This is a genomic window from Rhodococcus sp. B50 (genome assembly GCF_013602415.1).
GTDB lineage: Bacteria > Actinomycetota > Actinomycetes > Mycobacteriales > Mycobacteriaceae > Rhodococcus.
On record NZ_WPAG02000002.1, the window covers coordinates 3,427,812 to 3,441,965 of the forward strand.

Genomic DNA, 14,154 nt, shown 5'->3' on the forward strand with positions numbered 1-14,154 from the left:
ACGCGGGCGGCATTCGTATTTCTGTCGTATCCCGAGGGCACCATGTGGCCGTGACCGAAAAGACCGTCGGGCTTCCCGAGGACTATCCGCAATTCCTGGACGAACTCAAAGCACAGGTTCGTCGAGCGCGTCTACGGGCTACACGCGCCGCGAATACCGAACTGCTGATCCTGTATTGGACGCTCGGGCACTCCCTTCTCGAGCGTCAACGTGTACACGGCTGGGGATCGAAGGTCGTCGACCAACTGGCCAGGGACCTGCGCTCCGAGTTTCCACACATGCGCGGTCTCTCGCGCCGCAATCTCTTCTACATGCGGTCCTTCGCGGACGCCTGGCCCCAGGAAATAGTGCAACAGCCTGTTGCACAATTGCCATGGGGACATGTGACGGTCCTTCTCGACAAGCTCGACAACCGAGAGCTTCGCGACTGGTACGCAGCTCGCGCAGCAGAACACGGGTGGTCGCGTCACGTTCTGACCCATCAGATCGCCGGGCAGTTACATCGCCGTGTAGGTGCCGCACCGTCGAATTTTCCGCACCAACTTCCTCCACAGGACTCCGACCTCGCACAGCAACTCGTCCGCGACCCGTACATCTTCGATTTCCTCGATCTCGACGAGCGGGCCGCGGAACAAGAACTCGAAGCGGCACTGATGACACGCCTCGAACAGGTACTCCTCGAACTGGGGCACGGGTTCGCGTTCGTCGGCCGCCAGTACCACTTCACCGTCGACCACGACGACTTCTACATCGACCTGCTCTTCTTCAACTGGATTCAGTCGCGCTTCGTGGTGGTCGAGCTGAAGATCGGCCGGTTCGAGCCCGAATACGCCGGCAAACTCGGTTTCTACGTCTCCTAGGTGGACGAGAACCTGCGAGTCGCGGACCGGCACGCACCGACCATCGGGATCCTGCTGTGCGCGGGGCGCAACGACAACGTCGTGCGCTATTCGCTCGCGGGCACGACCGCTCCCTTGGCGGTTGCGAACTACACCTACGACACCCTGCCCGAACCCATCCGCGAACTCGTGCCTACCGACAGCGAACTCGCCGACGCGGTCGATGCGACCTGGGACGAACTCACGACGGACCGCGCCGACGGAGACACCCCGCAGAGCTGACACCGCTCGTCGGCAACTCCAGGGCCCGGGACTACTTCTCGTCGAGCGGTTTCGCTCCCAGCACGTCCTTGAGCAGCTCGATTGCGACTTCCTCCGGATCGCGGCGCGTCGACGGATCACCGGGGGTGGCGGCCTCGGCGAACATCTCCTCGACGTCCGCCTCCGTCATCTGCGACGGGTCGGGCGGCGGCGCGTCGTAGCCCGGCCCCGGATCGTCGGGGAGATCGGGCGCTTCGGGCGGCGGGATGTCGTCGACGTTCTCGGCGGACGGACGTGTGAAGGTCGGGGCGGCGGAAGGGGAAGCGGTGGCCACCGGCCGCTGCGGCGCGGCGGGGGCTTCGGCGGGCGCAGCCGGCGCGGCATTCTTCGCCTGACTCGGCCTGGAGAAACGTGGCTGACCCGCAGGACGCGAATTCTTTTCGGGCGCCTGAGTTCTGACGGGCGTCTCCGCAGCGGAGCCGTGTACGCAGGTGACCTCGAACTCGCCACCGAAGACCGCCTGCAGCGCATCGGCGATGACCGCAGCATTGCGCGGGTCGGCGAGTCGCTTCGCGAGCGGAGCGGAGTCGTGCACGAGCACGACACGGGTGCCGTCGACCGAGCGCACGGTGGCACCCGAGAGCATCACCTCGACGGTGCGGCTCCGTTCGCGGACCTTCGCGCGTACCTCCGACCACACGCCCCGCATCTGGGCGGCGTCGGGACCGCCTGCCGCACGAGTGGGTTCGGGCTCGAGCGCAGGCGCGGCCGGCTCCTCGACCTCGGGTGCGGGCGGCGGAACCTCTTGCGCGACAACCTCATCGGGCGTGTTCTGCGGCTGCGGCTGCAAAACATCCGGTACGACGGGAGGTTGCGCCGGAACGGGCGGCGGCGTCTGCACCGGAGACGCCGTGGCGTCAGGGGACGGCGTCGGGGCAGTCTCCTGCCGGGCCGGAGCCTGCGGTGCAGGTGATTCCGGTTGCGGCGGGGCAACTTCGCGAGGCGGCGCGGCAGGCGGCGCCTCGCTCGCCCGGCGCTGGGAAGGTCGCTGGAAACGCGCGGCGGGCTCGTCGGGCGAGATGGGTGGCGCCGCAGGCGCGGCAGGGGCAGACACGGGCCTCGGTGCAGCACCTCCGGCCGGAGCCGCGACGACGCCCTGTTCGAGACGTTCGAGCCGTTGCAGCACAGCGGTTTCCGCGTCGGATGCCGCGGGGAGCAGCATGCGCGCACACATCACCTCGAGCAGTAGTCGCGGCGACGTCGCCCCACGCATCTCGCCGAGCCCGGCGTGCACGATCTCGGCGTAGCGCGTGAGGGTGGCCGGGCCCAGGCGGGTCGCTTCGTCGCGCATTCGCTCGAGGACGTCGCCGGGTGCGTCGACGAGCCCGCGCTCGGCGGCATCGGGCACGGACTTCATGAGGATGAGATCGCGAAGGCGTTCGAGCAGGTCGACGGCGAAGCGGCGCGGGTCGTGTCCGGCGTCCATGACCTTCTCGACAGTGCCGAACAGCGCCGCGCCGTCGCCGGCCGCGAGCGAATCGACGGCCTCGTCGATGAGCGCGACGTCGGTGACGCCGAGCAGCGACAGGGCACGGTCGTAGGTGACGCCTTCGGGTCCGGCACCGGCGAGCAGCTGGTCCATCACCGACAGCGAGTCACGGGGGGATCCGCCGCCGGCGCGGATGACCAGCGGGTAGACCGCGTCCTCGACCGGCACGTTCTCCTGGCCGCAGATCTGTTCGAGCAGACCGCGCATCGCAGTGGGGGCGAGGAGCCGGAACGGATAGTGGTGCGTGCGCGACCGGATGGTGGGGAGCACCTTCTCGGGCTCGGTGGTCGCGAAGACGAAGATCAGGTGCTCCGGCGGCTCTTCCACGATCTTGAGCAGGGCGTTGAAGCCCTGCGTGGTGACCATGTGCGCCTCGTCGATGATGAAGATGCGGTAGCGCGACTCGGCGGGAGCGTAGAAGGCGCGGTCGCGGAGTTCGCGGGTGTCGTCGACACCGCCGTGGCTCGCGGCGTCGAGTTCGGTGACGTCGAGATTGCCGCCGCCACCCGGCCCGAGCGACACGCACGACCGGCACGTACCGCACGGCGTCGAGGTGGGGCCGGTCTCGCAGTTGAGTGAGCGGGCGAGGATGCGGGCCGAGGACGTCTTGCCGCATCCACGAGGACCCGAGAACAGGTAGGCGTGGTTGATGCGGCCCGTGTCGAGCGCCGTGCTGATGGGCACGGTGACGTGCTCCTGCCCCACCACCTCCGCGAAGGTCGCAGGTCGATACTTCCGGTACAGAGCCACGCGCCGAGCGTACCGGCGGCGGCCGACATGCACGGAGGTCGGTCCGCCGACTTCTGTGGTCGAGACCACTCTTGCGTTAACGATATATCGCGTTCTATCGTGATCGTATCGACAATGAAGGAGAAGCGCAGATGCGAACCCACGAACACCGCCGCGGCCATCGCCGCGACATGCACGACCGAAATCTCCCCGGCGGCCCGTTCCGAGCGGACGGACCTCGTCGTAGGGGACATCACCCGCACGGCGACGAACCCGGCCTCCACCCGCACCGCGGTGGACGGGGCGTCGGCGGACCGCGAGGAGGACGACGCGGCCGAGCACAGCGCGGCGACGTCCGCGCGGCCGTCCTGCGCCTGCTCGGCACCGAGCCGATGCACGGCTACCAGCTCATGGAAGCGATCGCCGACCGGACCGGCGGCGCCTGGCGCCCGAGCCCGGGAGCGATCTACCCGACGATCTCCCAGCTCGAGGACGAAGGACTCGTCACCGTCGAGAAGGAGGGCGGACGCAAGCTCGTCTCACTGACCGACGCGGGCCGCAGCTACGTCGACGACCCGGGGAGCGAGCTCATCGATCCCTTCGCCGGCCACGACCCGGACGCCGGTGGGCCCGACCTGCGACTCGCGCTCCGCGAACTGCAGGGCGCGGCGCGGTCGGTCGCGACGAGCGGTTCCGACGCCGAGGTCGCCGCGGCACACGCGGTACTGACCGAAGCAAAGAAGTCCCTGTACCGGATCCTCGCCGGGGACGTCGAGACTCCCGGCGAGAAGTGAGGGCTCAGCCGCGAGCGAAGAGGCGGATGCGCTGCTCGCGGCTGCGCTCGAGATGAGCACGCATGTGTTCGCGAGCCGCGGTCTCGTTCCGCGCCCGGAGTGCATCGAGGATCTGGGCGTGCTCGCGGTTGAGCAGATCGGGCTCGCCGTAGTTGGACGGCGGCCCGGAATCGTAGATCCGCAACTGGGTGGTCAGCCGCACGAGCAGCGCCGTGATCGTCGCATTGTGCGCGGCCTGCCACAGCGCCTCGTGGAACCGGAAGTTCCCGACGCGTACGGCGGCGTCGTCCGTCGCCGAGCAGCACGAATCGTGCAACCGCTCGAGCCGGGCCATGTCCAGATCGGTGTGCCGGATCGCCGCGGCACCGGCCGCCTCGGATTCGAGCGCGACGCGCGCCGCATAGATCTCGATGACGTCCTCGGGAGTACCCGAACGCACCCGGAAGCCGCGACTCGCCCGTTCGAGCAGACCGTCGTGCGCGAGCCAGTTGAGTGCCTCGCGGATCGGGGTGCGAGAGGCCCCGTAGGTCTCGCTGAGCTGGGTCTCGTGCAGGGCGGCGCCGCGCGGGAACTTCCCGGCGAGGATGTCCGAACGCAGGCGCAGGTACTGCTTGGAGGTCTGGTCGTCGCGCCCGGTGGGCGGTTCGACGAGAAGTGAGCTCTCCAGCTCGGCCGTAGCGTCCTGCTCGGTCATCTACACCCTCCGTAGGCATGCCGGTTACGTGCGCCGATTATGCCACTGTCGACCTCCGCATACTTGCGTATACGTTATTCGTCGTTTAGCGTCGACTTCCGAACACGACGAGAGGATCGAACGCGTGGCCGAGGTGGCTTTCCGGGACGAACAGGTGCTGATCAGCGCCGACGAGCTCTCGAACAGTCCCGACGCGTACACGGTCCTGCACGCCACGGTCACCTTTCCGAAGCCCCGCTTCGACGGCGACTACCGGCCGGAATCCGGCTACGCCACCTGGCGCGCCGCGCACATCCCCGGGTCCGTGCACGCCGACCTGCTCGACGGATTCAGCGCCCCGGACGCCGATCTCCACTTCTCCCGCCCCAGCCCGGATGCCCTCGCGGCGGCCCTGGCCGAACTCGGCGTGACCCCCGACGCCGACCTCGTCGTCTACGACGAAGGCGGCATGACCTGGGCATCCCGGTTGTGGTGGATGCTGCGCAACATCGGCATCTCCGCCCGCGTCCTCGACGGTGGCCTCACCCGCTGGACCGCACTGGGACTGCCCGTGGAGACCGGCGACACCGCCGAACGCCGCGCCACCACACCCCGGACCGCACTGATCGACCGAGGATTGTGGCGCGACCGCGACGACGTGCTCGCCGTGGTCTCCGGCGACGCACCGGGCACGCTCGTCTGTGCGCTCGACGCCGAGCAGTTCGCAGGCACCGCCACCACCCGCTACGCGCGCCGCGGACACATCGACGGGAGCCGGAACCTGCCGGCCAAGAGCCTGCTCGCCGACGGGATCCTGCGGAGTACCGATCGGATCGCCGAGCTGGCCGAGCAGGCCCTTGCCGATACCTCCCGGCCGCTGATCCTCTACTGCGGTGGCGGTGTCTCGGCCTGCCTGGTGGCGCTCGCACTGGTCCGGACGGGCCACGACGACATCGCCGTCTACGACGGATCCCTCGAGGAGTGGACGGCCGACCCCGCCCTCCCCATGCGGACACTCGGAGAAGGGAAGGGCGGCGCATGATGCGATGTCCGCGGCCCTGACCCGCTTCGCCCCTCTCCCTCATCCCGACAGGATCTCCCCGTGACCACGACCCCCACCGTCGACGATCTCGCCGCCACCCTCGACGCCCTGCGCGCGCGGACCCCGCTCGTGCACTCGCTGACCAACATCGTCTCGGCCAACTTCCTCACCAACGTGCTGCTCGCCGCAGGCGCCAGCAACGCGCACATCGACAATGCCCACGAGGCAGGCGATTTCGCGCGCATCGCCGGTGGAGTACTCGTCAACCTCGGCACGCCCTTCGACGAGACCTCGGTGGCCTTCACCCGTGCGGCCGAGGCCGCACACGAGGCCGGCACCCCGTGGGTCCTCGACCCCGTCGGCGTGGGCGGACTCGCGTGGCGCACCTCGCTCGCCGCCGACCTGCTGAAGTTCCGTCCCACCGCGATCCGCGGCAACGCCTCCGAGATCATCGCGCTGGCCGGCCTCGGCGGCGACACGCGCGGTGTCGACAGCGCCGACGAGGCCGCTGCCGCCGTGCCCGCCGCCCTGGCCCTGCTCGATCGCGCGGGCGCCGTGTCGGCCTCCGGTCCCGTCGACCATCTCGTCGGCCGTGACCGCGACGGTGCGATCGTCGGGATGCGCATCGCCGGTGGCAGCGCGATGCTGCCGCGCGTGACCTCCACCGGATGCTCCCTCGGCGGTCTCGTCGCGGCCTACCTCGCGGTCGCGGAGACCCCTCTCGTAGGCCTCGCAGCGGCCCATGCGCACGTCGCGGTGGCTTCCGAGATCGCCGAGGAGAACTCCACCGGCCCAGGCTCGTTCGCTGTCGCCTACCTCGACGCCCTGTTCGCTGTGGACGCCGACACGCTGCGCGCCCGCGCCCGCGTCGAGCCGTTCGAACTCCCCTCGAAGGACACGAAGTAATGCCCATCAAGACCTTCTGGTATCTCACCCAGGCCGACGGCGACTATCCCTGGAGTCCGGGCGGCTTGTACCCGGTGGACGGGCAGCGGCAGATCGAACTCGCCAGGACCATCGACGGCGGCGGCTTCGAGGGCGCGCTCGTCGCCACCTGGCCGAACGATCCGTTCATCTCCGCGACGTGGGCGGCCGCACACACCAGCCGGATGAAGTTCCTCGTCGCGATCTACGCGAACATGACGCCCGCGCGGCTGCTCGCCGAGAAGGCCCTGACCTTCGACGCGTTCAGCGGTGGCCGCCTGATGATCAACTCGGTCAACGGCCGGGAGAACATCCTCACCCAGTACGACATGAACGTCGAGCACGACCGGCGGTACGAGCTCGGGGAGAAGTACTGGGACGAATTCCGCCGGATCTACGCCGAGGGCACCGAGTCGAACTTCCCGAACACGCCGCTGCGCATCGATGCGCCGGCGAACCATTCGGTGCCTCTGTGGGGCACCGGCGACTCCCCCGCCGGCCTGCAGAACGCCGGCAAGGTCCTCGACGCCTACCTGATCATGTTGCGCGAGACCTCGTTCGTCACGCAGAAGTTCACCGCCGCACGCGAATCCGCTGCCGCGGAGGGACGCGAGTACACCGACTTCGGCGCGCTGTCGGGCGTGATCGTGCGCCCGAACCGGGACGAAGCGATCGAGCGGTTCCGGTCGCTGTTCGAGAAGGCCGGCATCGAGCAGATCCAGGACGTACTCGACAAGGCGGTCCGGCGCCGCACCCACGGCAAGCAGGATCTGACGACCTTCACTGCGCGCGACGCGCAGCGGCAGGGTTGGGTCGACACCATCAATGCCGGAAAGCTCCCCGAACCTGAGGACCTGTATCTCGGCGACGGCCTCTACGCGGGCATCACCGCGTGGTCACCGCTGGACATCTTCGCCACGGGATCCTCGGCCGTCTACTACGTCGGCAACCCCGACGAGATCACCGGCCACGTGCGCAGCCTGCGAGACGCGACCGGACTGACCTCCCTGATCCTCGCCGGATGGCCACTCATCGACGAGGCGAAGAACGTTGCGGAGCACCTGATTCCGCGTTTCGACGAACTCTGACGGCAGCGTCGGCGGGATCGGTCAGGGGGTATCGACGAGCCGGAACCCCGAGCCGATCCCGTCGCGCGCGTCGATCTCGGCGAGGATCCGGTCGGCCCGCTGGTAGGCGGCGAATCTGGTGTCGGGAACCTGCCGGTCGTCGGAGGCCCGGACCTGCGGGAAGCGGTACCCCACCGACAGTCCCATCCATTCACCCGTTTCGGCGCGCACGAGCGGACCTCCGGAATCGCCCGGCCGCATGAGCAGCGGCGACGACATCAGGTTTCCGTCCACCCGCACATCGCCGGTCGCACAGGCCACCGACGTGCTTCGCCCTGCCGCGCAGTGTGTCCCGACCGGCAGTTCACCCTCCCCGAACGCCGCGACCGATTCGAGGACGACGCGCTCACCGCGGTCGTTGGGCACCGACGTGTTCGACCCCCGCACGCGGGTCTCGTCGAGGGCGACCACCGCGTAATCCGCGATCTCGTCGGTGGGGAATCCGAGCGGATCGATCGAACCCGTACTCGCGACCTCTGTTTCGACACCGATCGGACCTCGATGCTGTTCGTCGACCTTCCAGATCGGCGACGATCCCGTCCGGTGGCAGTGCCCCGCCGTGATGGCGACGAGACGACCCGCGTCGTCGTGCCCGACCGCCGCGACGGAACACCAGCCCGGTGTCGGCTCCGCCGAGAACGAGATCCCGTCGCCGGGCCGGAGGACGACCCGGTCGTCTCCCCCGCCCGCCGAGGCCACGCCCGCAGCTCCGGAGGCGAATGCGGCGGCGGCGCAACACACTGCGAATGCGCGTCTCACGACTTCTTCGCAGCTTTCATCGACTTCTTGAACTCGCGCACCTCGCGCAGCGACTGCTCGTCGACGACGTCGGCGATCGACCGGCGCGCATCCTCGTGCCCGTAGTCGCCGGCAGCTTCCCGCCACCCTTCGGGTCGCACGCCGATCTGCTTGCCGAGCAGCGCCAGGAAGATGCGTGCCTTCTGGTCGCCGTAGCCCGGCAGCTTCTTCAGCCTCCGCAGAACTTCCTTGCCGTCCGGGTCGCCGGACGTCCACAGCGCTGCGGCGTCGCCGTCGTAGTCCTCGACGATCGCCGCGCACAACGCCTGGATCCGCTGACCCATCGACTTGGGGAACCGGTGGACAGCCGGTTGCTGCGCACACACCGCGACGAACTCGTCGGGATCCGCCGAGGCGATGCGGTGCACGTCGAGACCACCGAGACGGTCGGCGAGCTTCTTCGGTCCGGCGAACGCCACCTCCATCGGCACCTGCTGGTCGAGCAACATGCCGATGAGAAGCGCCAGCGGGTCCTGGGCCAGCAGTGCGTCGGCGTCGGGATCTCCGACCAGGTTCAACGTCGATGACATGACGACGATCATGCCCTGCGCGTCAGGGCCGGCGCCACACGACCACCGCGATCACGATGCCCGATGTGAGGGCGATCGACGTGGTCAGCGCATGCAACCAGTGCGGGAAGAGAGTCGGTTGTGACGTTGCCGGAACGGCGGCCAGCGCAGCGAACAACGCCACGACGGCGATGACCGACGCGGCCGCGGACCATCCCTGGGCGAGGCGGGTGTGCCTCGCCCCGCGCAGCTCCGCACTGTGCAGCAACGCATGCTCGACGACCTCCACGATCTCGGACAGTTCCGCGTCGAGTTCCGCCATCTCGGTGGCGACCCGCCCGGCCATGAGAGCGCGCAGCTGGGTGGGTTGCGTCCACGAGTGGAACCGGTTCTCGTGGATCGATTCCTTGCGCAGGAGAGCGCGGTCCGTCCGGCGGGCCTGCATGATCGCGATGTCGTCGAGAACGGTGGCCAGCCGATCCCCGCGGAGCCCTTCGGGGTGACGCAGATGATCCATGGTCGTCCAGTAGTCGGCCGAGGCCCGCGCTCGCACCGCCACCCACGGGATGAGCCCGTAGATCATCTCGCGGGTGCCGTGCCCGACATAGTCGCTGCCGAGGGAGGTGGCCTCGAGGTCGAACAGCACCGCGCCGGAGTCCTCCCGCACCGCGATGGCGGCGCCCGGCTGCACAGGTCGGTCCACCAGCGGCACGCGGTCCCATCTCCACAGCACGCCCCAGGACCGTGCCGCGGCGCGGGCCTCCGGGCCGATGCGCGGTCCGTCGACGAGCGAGCGGACACGCTCGCCCCCGCTCGAGATCACTTCCACGACCATCCCCTCGACGACCTCCCGATCACCCACTCCCCGGTGGCGGTGGACGACGAGTTCGTGAAGGGGACGGAACGTCGTCGGCGCGCACAACCGCCTGTTCAGGCCCGGGAAGATATCGTTCAGGCAGTCGTCGGCCGTCAGTTCGAAGGGTGCGAGGAACTCGCCGAGCACGGGACGCAGACCGGCTCCGTCGCGGTCCTGCAGCGGGTCGCTCCGCCAGTCGATCAACGGGGAGCCGTTGTCCGTCAGCGATTCCAGCGCCAGTACGAGGCCGTGACCCGGGACGTTCCACAGCGACACGCACGTCGCGGGATGTCCCACATACGGCCGTGTCGCAGCCGGGGCCTCCCGCAGCGAACCCGTCGACGCGCCGAATGAGACGGCCGGCCGTGCCGGGTCGACGACGTGCCGGAAGGCGAGCAGGCACGGCGGACGCACACCGTGGTCGGTGTCGGGGTGGTCGGCGATGCGTGCGGGGAGGAAGGGCTCCACCTTCTCGACGGGCGGGACCCGCGGCGGCGTCTCGGGCGCCGCCTCGATATCGAGCGCCAAGAGGAACACCTTCAGTACCCCGACACATCCCGTGACAGATCCGACGGCCGATACGCCGACTCCGGAATCCACGAGCGCGCGGTTTTCCATCACACTCACCACTTCCGAACCCGCCGCACGGTATGCGGCGACCCTGACCCGCGAGTATGTCAGGTCGGTAGGGGAAAGCAAGTCGGTGTGACGCGGGGTCCAGAAAACGCTCCGAACAGCGCGGATCGGGGTTGTCCACCGCCCATCCACGTGTTGTGCACAACTTTATCCACAGGCTGGGAACAAACTCACAGACTCCGCAGACAGGAGGTACGCAACACAGAAAAGAGGCTCGCAACCCCGGCAGTCGCTGCTGGTGTTGCGAGCCTCATCCTCGCGTTGCGTGCCTGTCGGCGTACTACTTGCCGGCGAGCGCATTCTCCGCTGCGGCGAGCAGCACGCAGGTCGCGACACCGTCCATGGCCTTCTCGAGCTCACCGAGCGAAGGAAAGCTCGGGGCGAGACGGATGTTCTTGTCCTCGGGGTCCTTCTTGTACGGGAACGCCGAACCGGCACCCGTCAGCGCGATACCCGCTTCCTTCGCCAGGGCGATGACGCGGGCGGCGGTGCCCTCGACGACGTCGAGGCTGATGAAGTACCCGCCTTCGGGCTCGGTCCACGACGCGACCTTCGACGCACCGAGGCGTTCCTCGAGGACGCGGCGGACCAGCGCGAACTTCGGCGCGAGGATCTCGCGGTGCTTGGCCATGTGGGCGCGCACACCCTCGGCGTCGCGGAAGAAGCGCAGGTGACGCAGCTGGTTGACCTTGTCCGGACCGATGGACTTGATGCCCAGGTGCTTCTGGTACCAGGCGAGGTTCTCGGTGGAGCTGCCGAAGAAGCTCACGCCCGCGCCGGCGAAGGTGATCTTCGAGGTGGACGCCAGCGCGAACACGCGATGGGGGTGACCGGCCTGCGCGGCCAGACCGAGGATGTCGATCGCGGGCGCGAGGTGCTCGGTGAGCGGGTGCACCGCGTAGGCGTTGTCCCAGAAGATCCGGAAGTCGGGAGCGGCCGTCGGCATCGACACCAGCTCGCGCGCGACCTCCTCGGAGTACACCGCTCCGGTCGGGTTCGAGTAGGTGGGGACCGTCCACATGCCCTTGATCTGCGGGTCGTTCGCGACGAGATCGGCGATGAACCGCACGTCGGGGCCGTCCTCGCGCAACGGCACGGGGATCATCTCGATGCCGAGCGACTCGGTGATCGCGAAGTGCCGGTCGTAGCCGGGTGCCGGGCACAGGAACTTGACGACCGACTCCTGCGACCACGGGCGCGGCGAGTCGACGGTGCCGTGCAGCAGCGACCAGACGACGAGATCGTGCATGATCTCGAGGCTCGCGTTGTTGCCCGCGACGAGGTTCTCGACGGGGATGTTCAGCAACTCGGCAAAGATCGCGCGGAGCTCGGGCAGGCCCGTCAGACCACCGTAGTTACGGGTGTCGGTGCCGTTACCGTCGCGAAAATCGTCGGTACCCGGCAGCGACAGCAACTCCGCGGAGAGGTCGAGCTGCTCGGGCGAGGGCTTGCCGCGGGTCAGGTCCAGCGTCAGCTTCTCCGACTTCAACCGGTCGTAGTTGGCGGACTGGCGCTCGTGCTCTGCAACGAGTTCCTCATGGCTCATCAACCCGAACTGGGTTTGCGTAGGCATGCGGAGGGACCTTTCACCGTGCACGGCGACACGGGCATCGGCGGAATGTAAGAGGACCCCGCGCACCCGGCAGAGCCCGTTGACCCTTGCTGCCTTCCGGCCCTGGGGGAGTTCACAGGATGCGCGCCGCGCGGGATCCATCGGCAAGTGTAGAGGAACGTGTGCCCCAGCGGCGAACCCGCCCCCGCGCGGCACTCGGATTCCGGGTGCGACGTGCTCGTTTGGCAAGTTGGGGTCACCATTCGGTATGCTTCCCCACGGAGGATTCGCCTAGTGGCCTATGGCGCTCGCCTGGAACGCGGGTTGGGTTAACGCCCTCAGGGGTTCAAATCCCCTATCCTCCGCCACGGAACCCCGTGGGACGCACAGCGTCCCGCGGGGTTTCTGCTTTTCCGATCCCCGTGTTCGCATACCCGGCCGATCTCGGGCACGATGCGTCTCGTGACCGCGGACGACAATTTCCCGCTCGCCGGCGAGGCCGACCACGAGCAGGCTTCGGTCTGGGTGGACATGCTGGACCGCGAGATCGACGAGGTATCCGCAGCCATCGAGAAGACCGAGCAGAAGGCCCGTGCCGAACATCGGGTGGGCGCCGTGGACCGGGCGCGCCGGTTCGACGCGGAGGTCGAGCGGCTGGCCGCCCAACTCCGCGAGCTCCACCGCATGCGCCGCAATCTCACCGACCGCTTCAGCTGACCGGCAGATCGCGGCGGAGCGCTACTCGCAGGCCACGCCGTCCCCGTCACCGTCCATCTTCGGACGGTAGCCGGGCTGCCCCGCGTACAGCGGCGCCGCTCCCGCGGCCCGGGCAGCCGAACAGTTCTCGAAGTACACGCTCGCCGGAGCGGCGGGCTGCGCAGGTGCCACCGGTGCGGGCTCTGCGGGAGCGGGAGCGGGTGCCGGAGCCGGAGCAGGTGCGGGTGCGGGTGCGGGCGCCGGAGCAGGGGTCGTCGTGGGCACGACTGCGGTCGCGGCGCCGGCAGGAGCCCCACCTCCGCATTCGGTGAGGACCCGAGCCATCGCATCGTGCTCTGCCTGCGTCACCCACAGCCCGTAGATCGCCTTGACCTCGATCTGCCGCGCGACGTACGTGCAGCGGTACGCACGGTTCGGTGGCAGCCAGGTGGCGGCGTCACCGTCGCTCTTCTGCTGGTTGGTCGGCCCGTCCACCGCCTGGAGATTGCGCGGGTCGTTGGCGAAATCGGCCCGGGTGCCGGCGTCGAGCTGCTGCGCGCCCTTCTGCCACGCGTCGGACAGCGCGACGACGTGGTCGATCTGCACCGCGGTCGAGGTGTCCTGTCCTCGGGTGAACGCGATCGTCGTCCCGGTGTACACGTCGTTCAGGGTTCCCGACGCCACGACGCAGTCGCGGGTGCCGGACTTGTAGACGATGTCGACGAGGTCGCGACGCAGGATGTCGTTGCGGGTGTCGCAGCCGTTGCGCCCGAACTCCACCGACACGTCGTCGCTCCACGCCTGGCCGAACAGGTCGCGGCTGTAGCCGGTCTTGGGTGCACGGCCCTTGATCGGCAGGGTCGCCAGCCGGGCCAGGGCATCCGACGAGTCCGCCGAGGCGGCCGGGCTCTGGGCAGCAGGGCTCGGGGTGCTCGCGGACGCGGAAGGTGTCGTGCCGGACGGCGTCGTCGTAGAGGTGTCGGAACTCGGTGCCGGGGATCGTTCGGAGGTCGCCGCGGGGGCGACGGAGGTGTCTTCGGCGGTCGAGTCGCAACCGGAGAGGGTCAGACCCGCGACCGTCGCGACGACGAGAAGGGACAGCCGGGACGACAAGCGGGGCAAGGACATCGGGAGAACTCCTGTGAACGACGGCGCCGGTTGGCTCCCCT

The 14,154-nt window shown here is 68.8% G+C and carries 12 protein-coding genes, 1 tRNA gene, 1 other RNA gene and 1 pseudogene; 7 read left to right on the forward strand and 8 right to left on the reverse strand.

The features are described from left to right. Positions 1 to 50 precede the first annotated feature (50 nt). Positions 51 to 1,121, forward strand: a pseudogene (locus GON09_RS16195) (PDDEXK nuclease domain-containing protein). Between the two features lie 31 nt (positions 1,122 to 1,152). Here the strand turns inward: GON09_RS16195 and GON09_RS16200 are convergent. Next, the gene (locus tag GON09_RS16200; protein ID WP_213932674.1) at positions 1,153 to 3,399 is read right to left on the reverse strand and encodes a DNA polymerase III subunit gamma and tau; all 2,247 of its coding nucleotides are present in this window, start codon (positions 3,397 to 3,399) and stop codon (positions 1,153 to 1,155) included. A gap of 131 nt (positions 3,400 to 3,530) precedes the next feature. On the opposite strand from GON09_RS16200, the gene GON09_RS16205 reads away from it, so the two are divergent. Beyond that, entirely contained in the window at positions 3,531 to 4,172 is a 642-nt protein-coding gene (locus GON09_RS16205; RefSeq protein WP_213932675.1) for a PadR family transcriptional regulator, read from the forward strand. A 4-nt stretch (positions 4,173 to 4,176) separates the two neighbouring features. On the opposite strand, the gene GON09_RS16210 is transcribed toward GON09_RS16205, so the two are convergent. Next, a complete protein-coding gene (locus GON09_RS16210; RefSeq protein ID WP_213932676.1) occupies positions 4,177 to 4,866 on the reverse strand; it encodes a GntR family transcriptional regulator in 690 nt (229 codons plus the stop codon). 124 nt (positions 4,867 to 4,990) lie between these two features. Here GON09_RS16210 and GON09_RS16215 point away from each other — a divergent pair, with 124 nt between their 5' ends. Genes GON09_RS16215 through GON09_RS16225 form a run of 3 tightly spaced genes read left to right on the forward strand, consistent with a single transcriptional unit; the run spans position 4,991 to position 7,899 of the window. Beyond that, entirely contained in the window at positions 4,991 to 5,887 is an 897-nt protein-coding gene (locus GON09_RS16215) for a sulfurtransferase (RefSeq protein ID WP_213932677.1), read from the forward strand. Between the two features lie 60 nt (positions 5,888 to 5,947). Continuing rightward, positions 5,948 to 6,793, forward strand: a complete 846-nt coding sequence (gene thiM / locus GON09_RS16220; protein WP_213932678.1) for a hydroxyethylthiazole kinase — start codon at positions 5,948 to 5,950, stop codon at positions 6,791 to 6,793. After that, complete coding sequence (locus tag GON09_RS16225) at positions 6,793 to 7,899, forward strand: LLM class flavin-dependent oxidoreductase (RefSeq protein ID WP_213932679.1); 1,107 nt, start codon at positions 6,793 to 6,795, stop codon at positions 7,897 to 7,899. The genes thiM and GON09_RS16225 overlap by 1 nt, the downstream gene beginning before the upstream one ends. Positions 7,900 to 7,920: 21 nt before the next feature. Here GON09_RS16225 and GON09_RS16230 read toward each other — a convergent pair whose 3' ends face one another. From GON09_RS16230 to ffs, 5 genes are all read right to left on the reverse strand, one after another. Continuing rightward, complete coding sequence (locus tag GON09_RS16230) at positions 7,921 to 8,697, reverse strand: trypsin-like peptidase domain-containing protein (RefSeq protein ID WP_213932680.1); 777 nt, start codon at positions 8,695 to 8,697, stop codon at positions 7,921 to 7,923. Then, on the reverse strand, positions 8,694 to 9,266 hold the full coding sequence (locus tag GON09_RS16235) for an HhH-GPD-type base excision DNA repair protein (protein ID WP_213932681.1): 573 nt from the start codon (positions 9,264 to 9,266) through the stop codon (positions 8,694 to 8,696). The genes GON09_RS16230 and GON09_RS16235 overlap by 4 nt, the downstream gene beginning before the upstream one ends. A 22-nt stretch (positions 9,267 to 9,288) precedes the next feature. Beyond that, on the reverse strand, positions 9,289 to 10,638 hold the full coding sequence (locus tag GON09_RS16240) for a hypothetical protein (RefSeq protein ID WP_307854393.1): 1,350 nt from the start codon (positions 10,636 to 10,638) through the stop codon (positions 9,289 to 9,291). 379 nt (positions 10,639 to 11,017) lie between these two features. Then, positions 11,018 to 12,310: an aminotransferase class I/II-fold pyridoxal phosphate-dependent enzyme gene (locus tag GON09_RS16245; RefSeq protein WP_213932682.1), complete on the reverse strand. Its 1,293-nt coding sequence runs from the start codon at positions 12,308 to 12,310 to the stop codon at positions 11,018 to 11,020. A 47-nt stretch (positions 12,311 to 12,357) separates the two neighbouring features. After that, positions 12,358 to 12,452, reverse strand: an RNA gene (gene ffs, locus GON09_RS16250) — signal recognition particle sRNA small type. Between the two features lie 117 nt (positions 12,453 to 12,569). Between ffs and GON09_RS16255 the strand changes: the two genes are divergently transcribed. Further along, a tRNA-Ser gene (locus GON09_RS16255) sits at positions 12,570 to 12,657 on the forward strand. An 85-nt stretch (positions 12,658 to 12,742) separates the two neighbouring features. After that, complete coding sequence (locus GON09_RS16260) at positions 12,743 to 13,006, forward strand: hypothetical protein (protein ID WP_213932683.1); 264 nt, start codon at positions 12,743 to 12,745, stop codon at positions 13,004 to 13,006. Between the two features lie 21 nt (positions 13,007 to 13,027). Here the strand turns inward: GON09_RS16260 and GON09_RS16265 are convergent, their stop codons facing one another. Then, on the reverse strand, positions 13,028 to 14,113 hold the full coding sequence (locus GON09_RS16265) for a GmrSD restriction endonuclease domain-containing protein (protein ID WP_244865530.1): 1,086 nt from the start codon (positions 14,111 to 14,113) through the stop codon (positions 13,028 to 13,030). Positions 14,114 to 14,154: the final 41 nt, after the last annotated feature.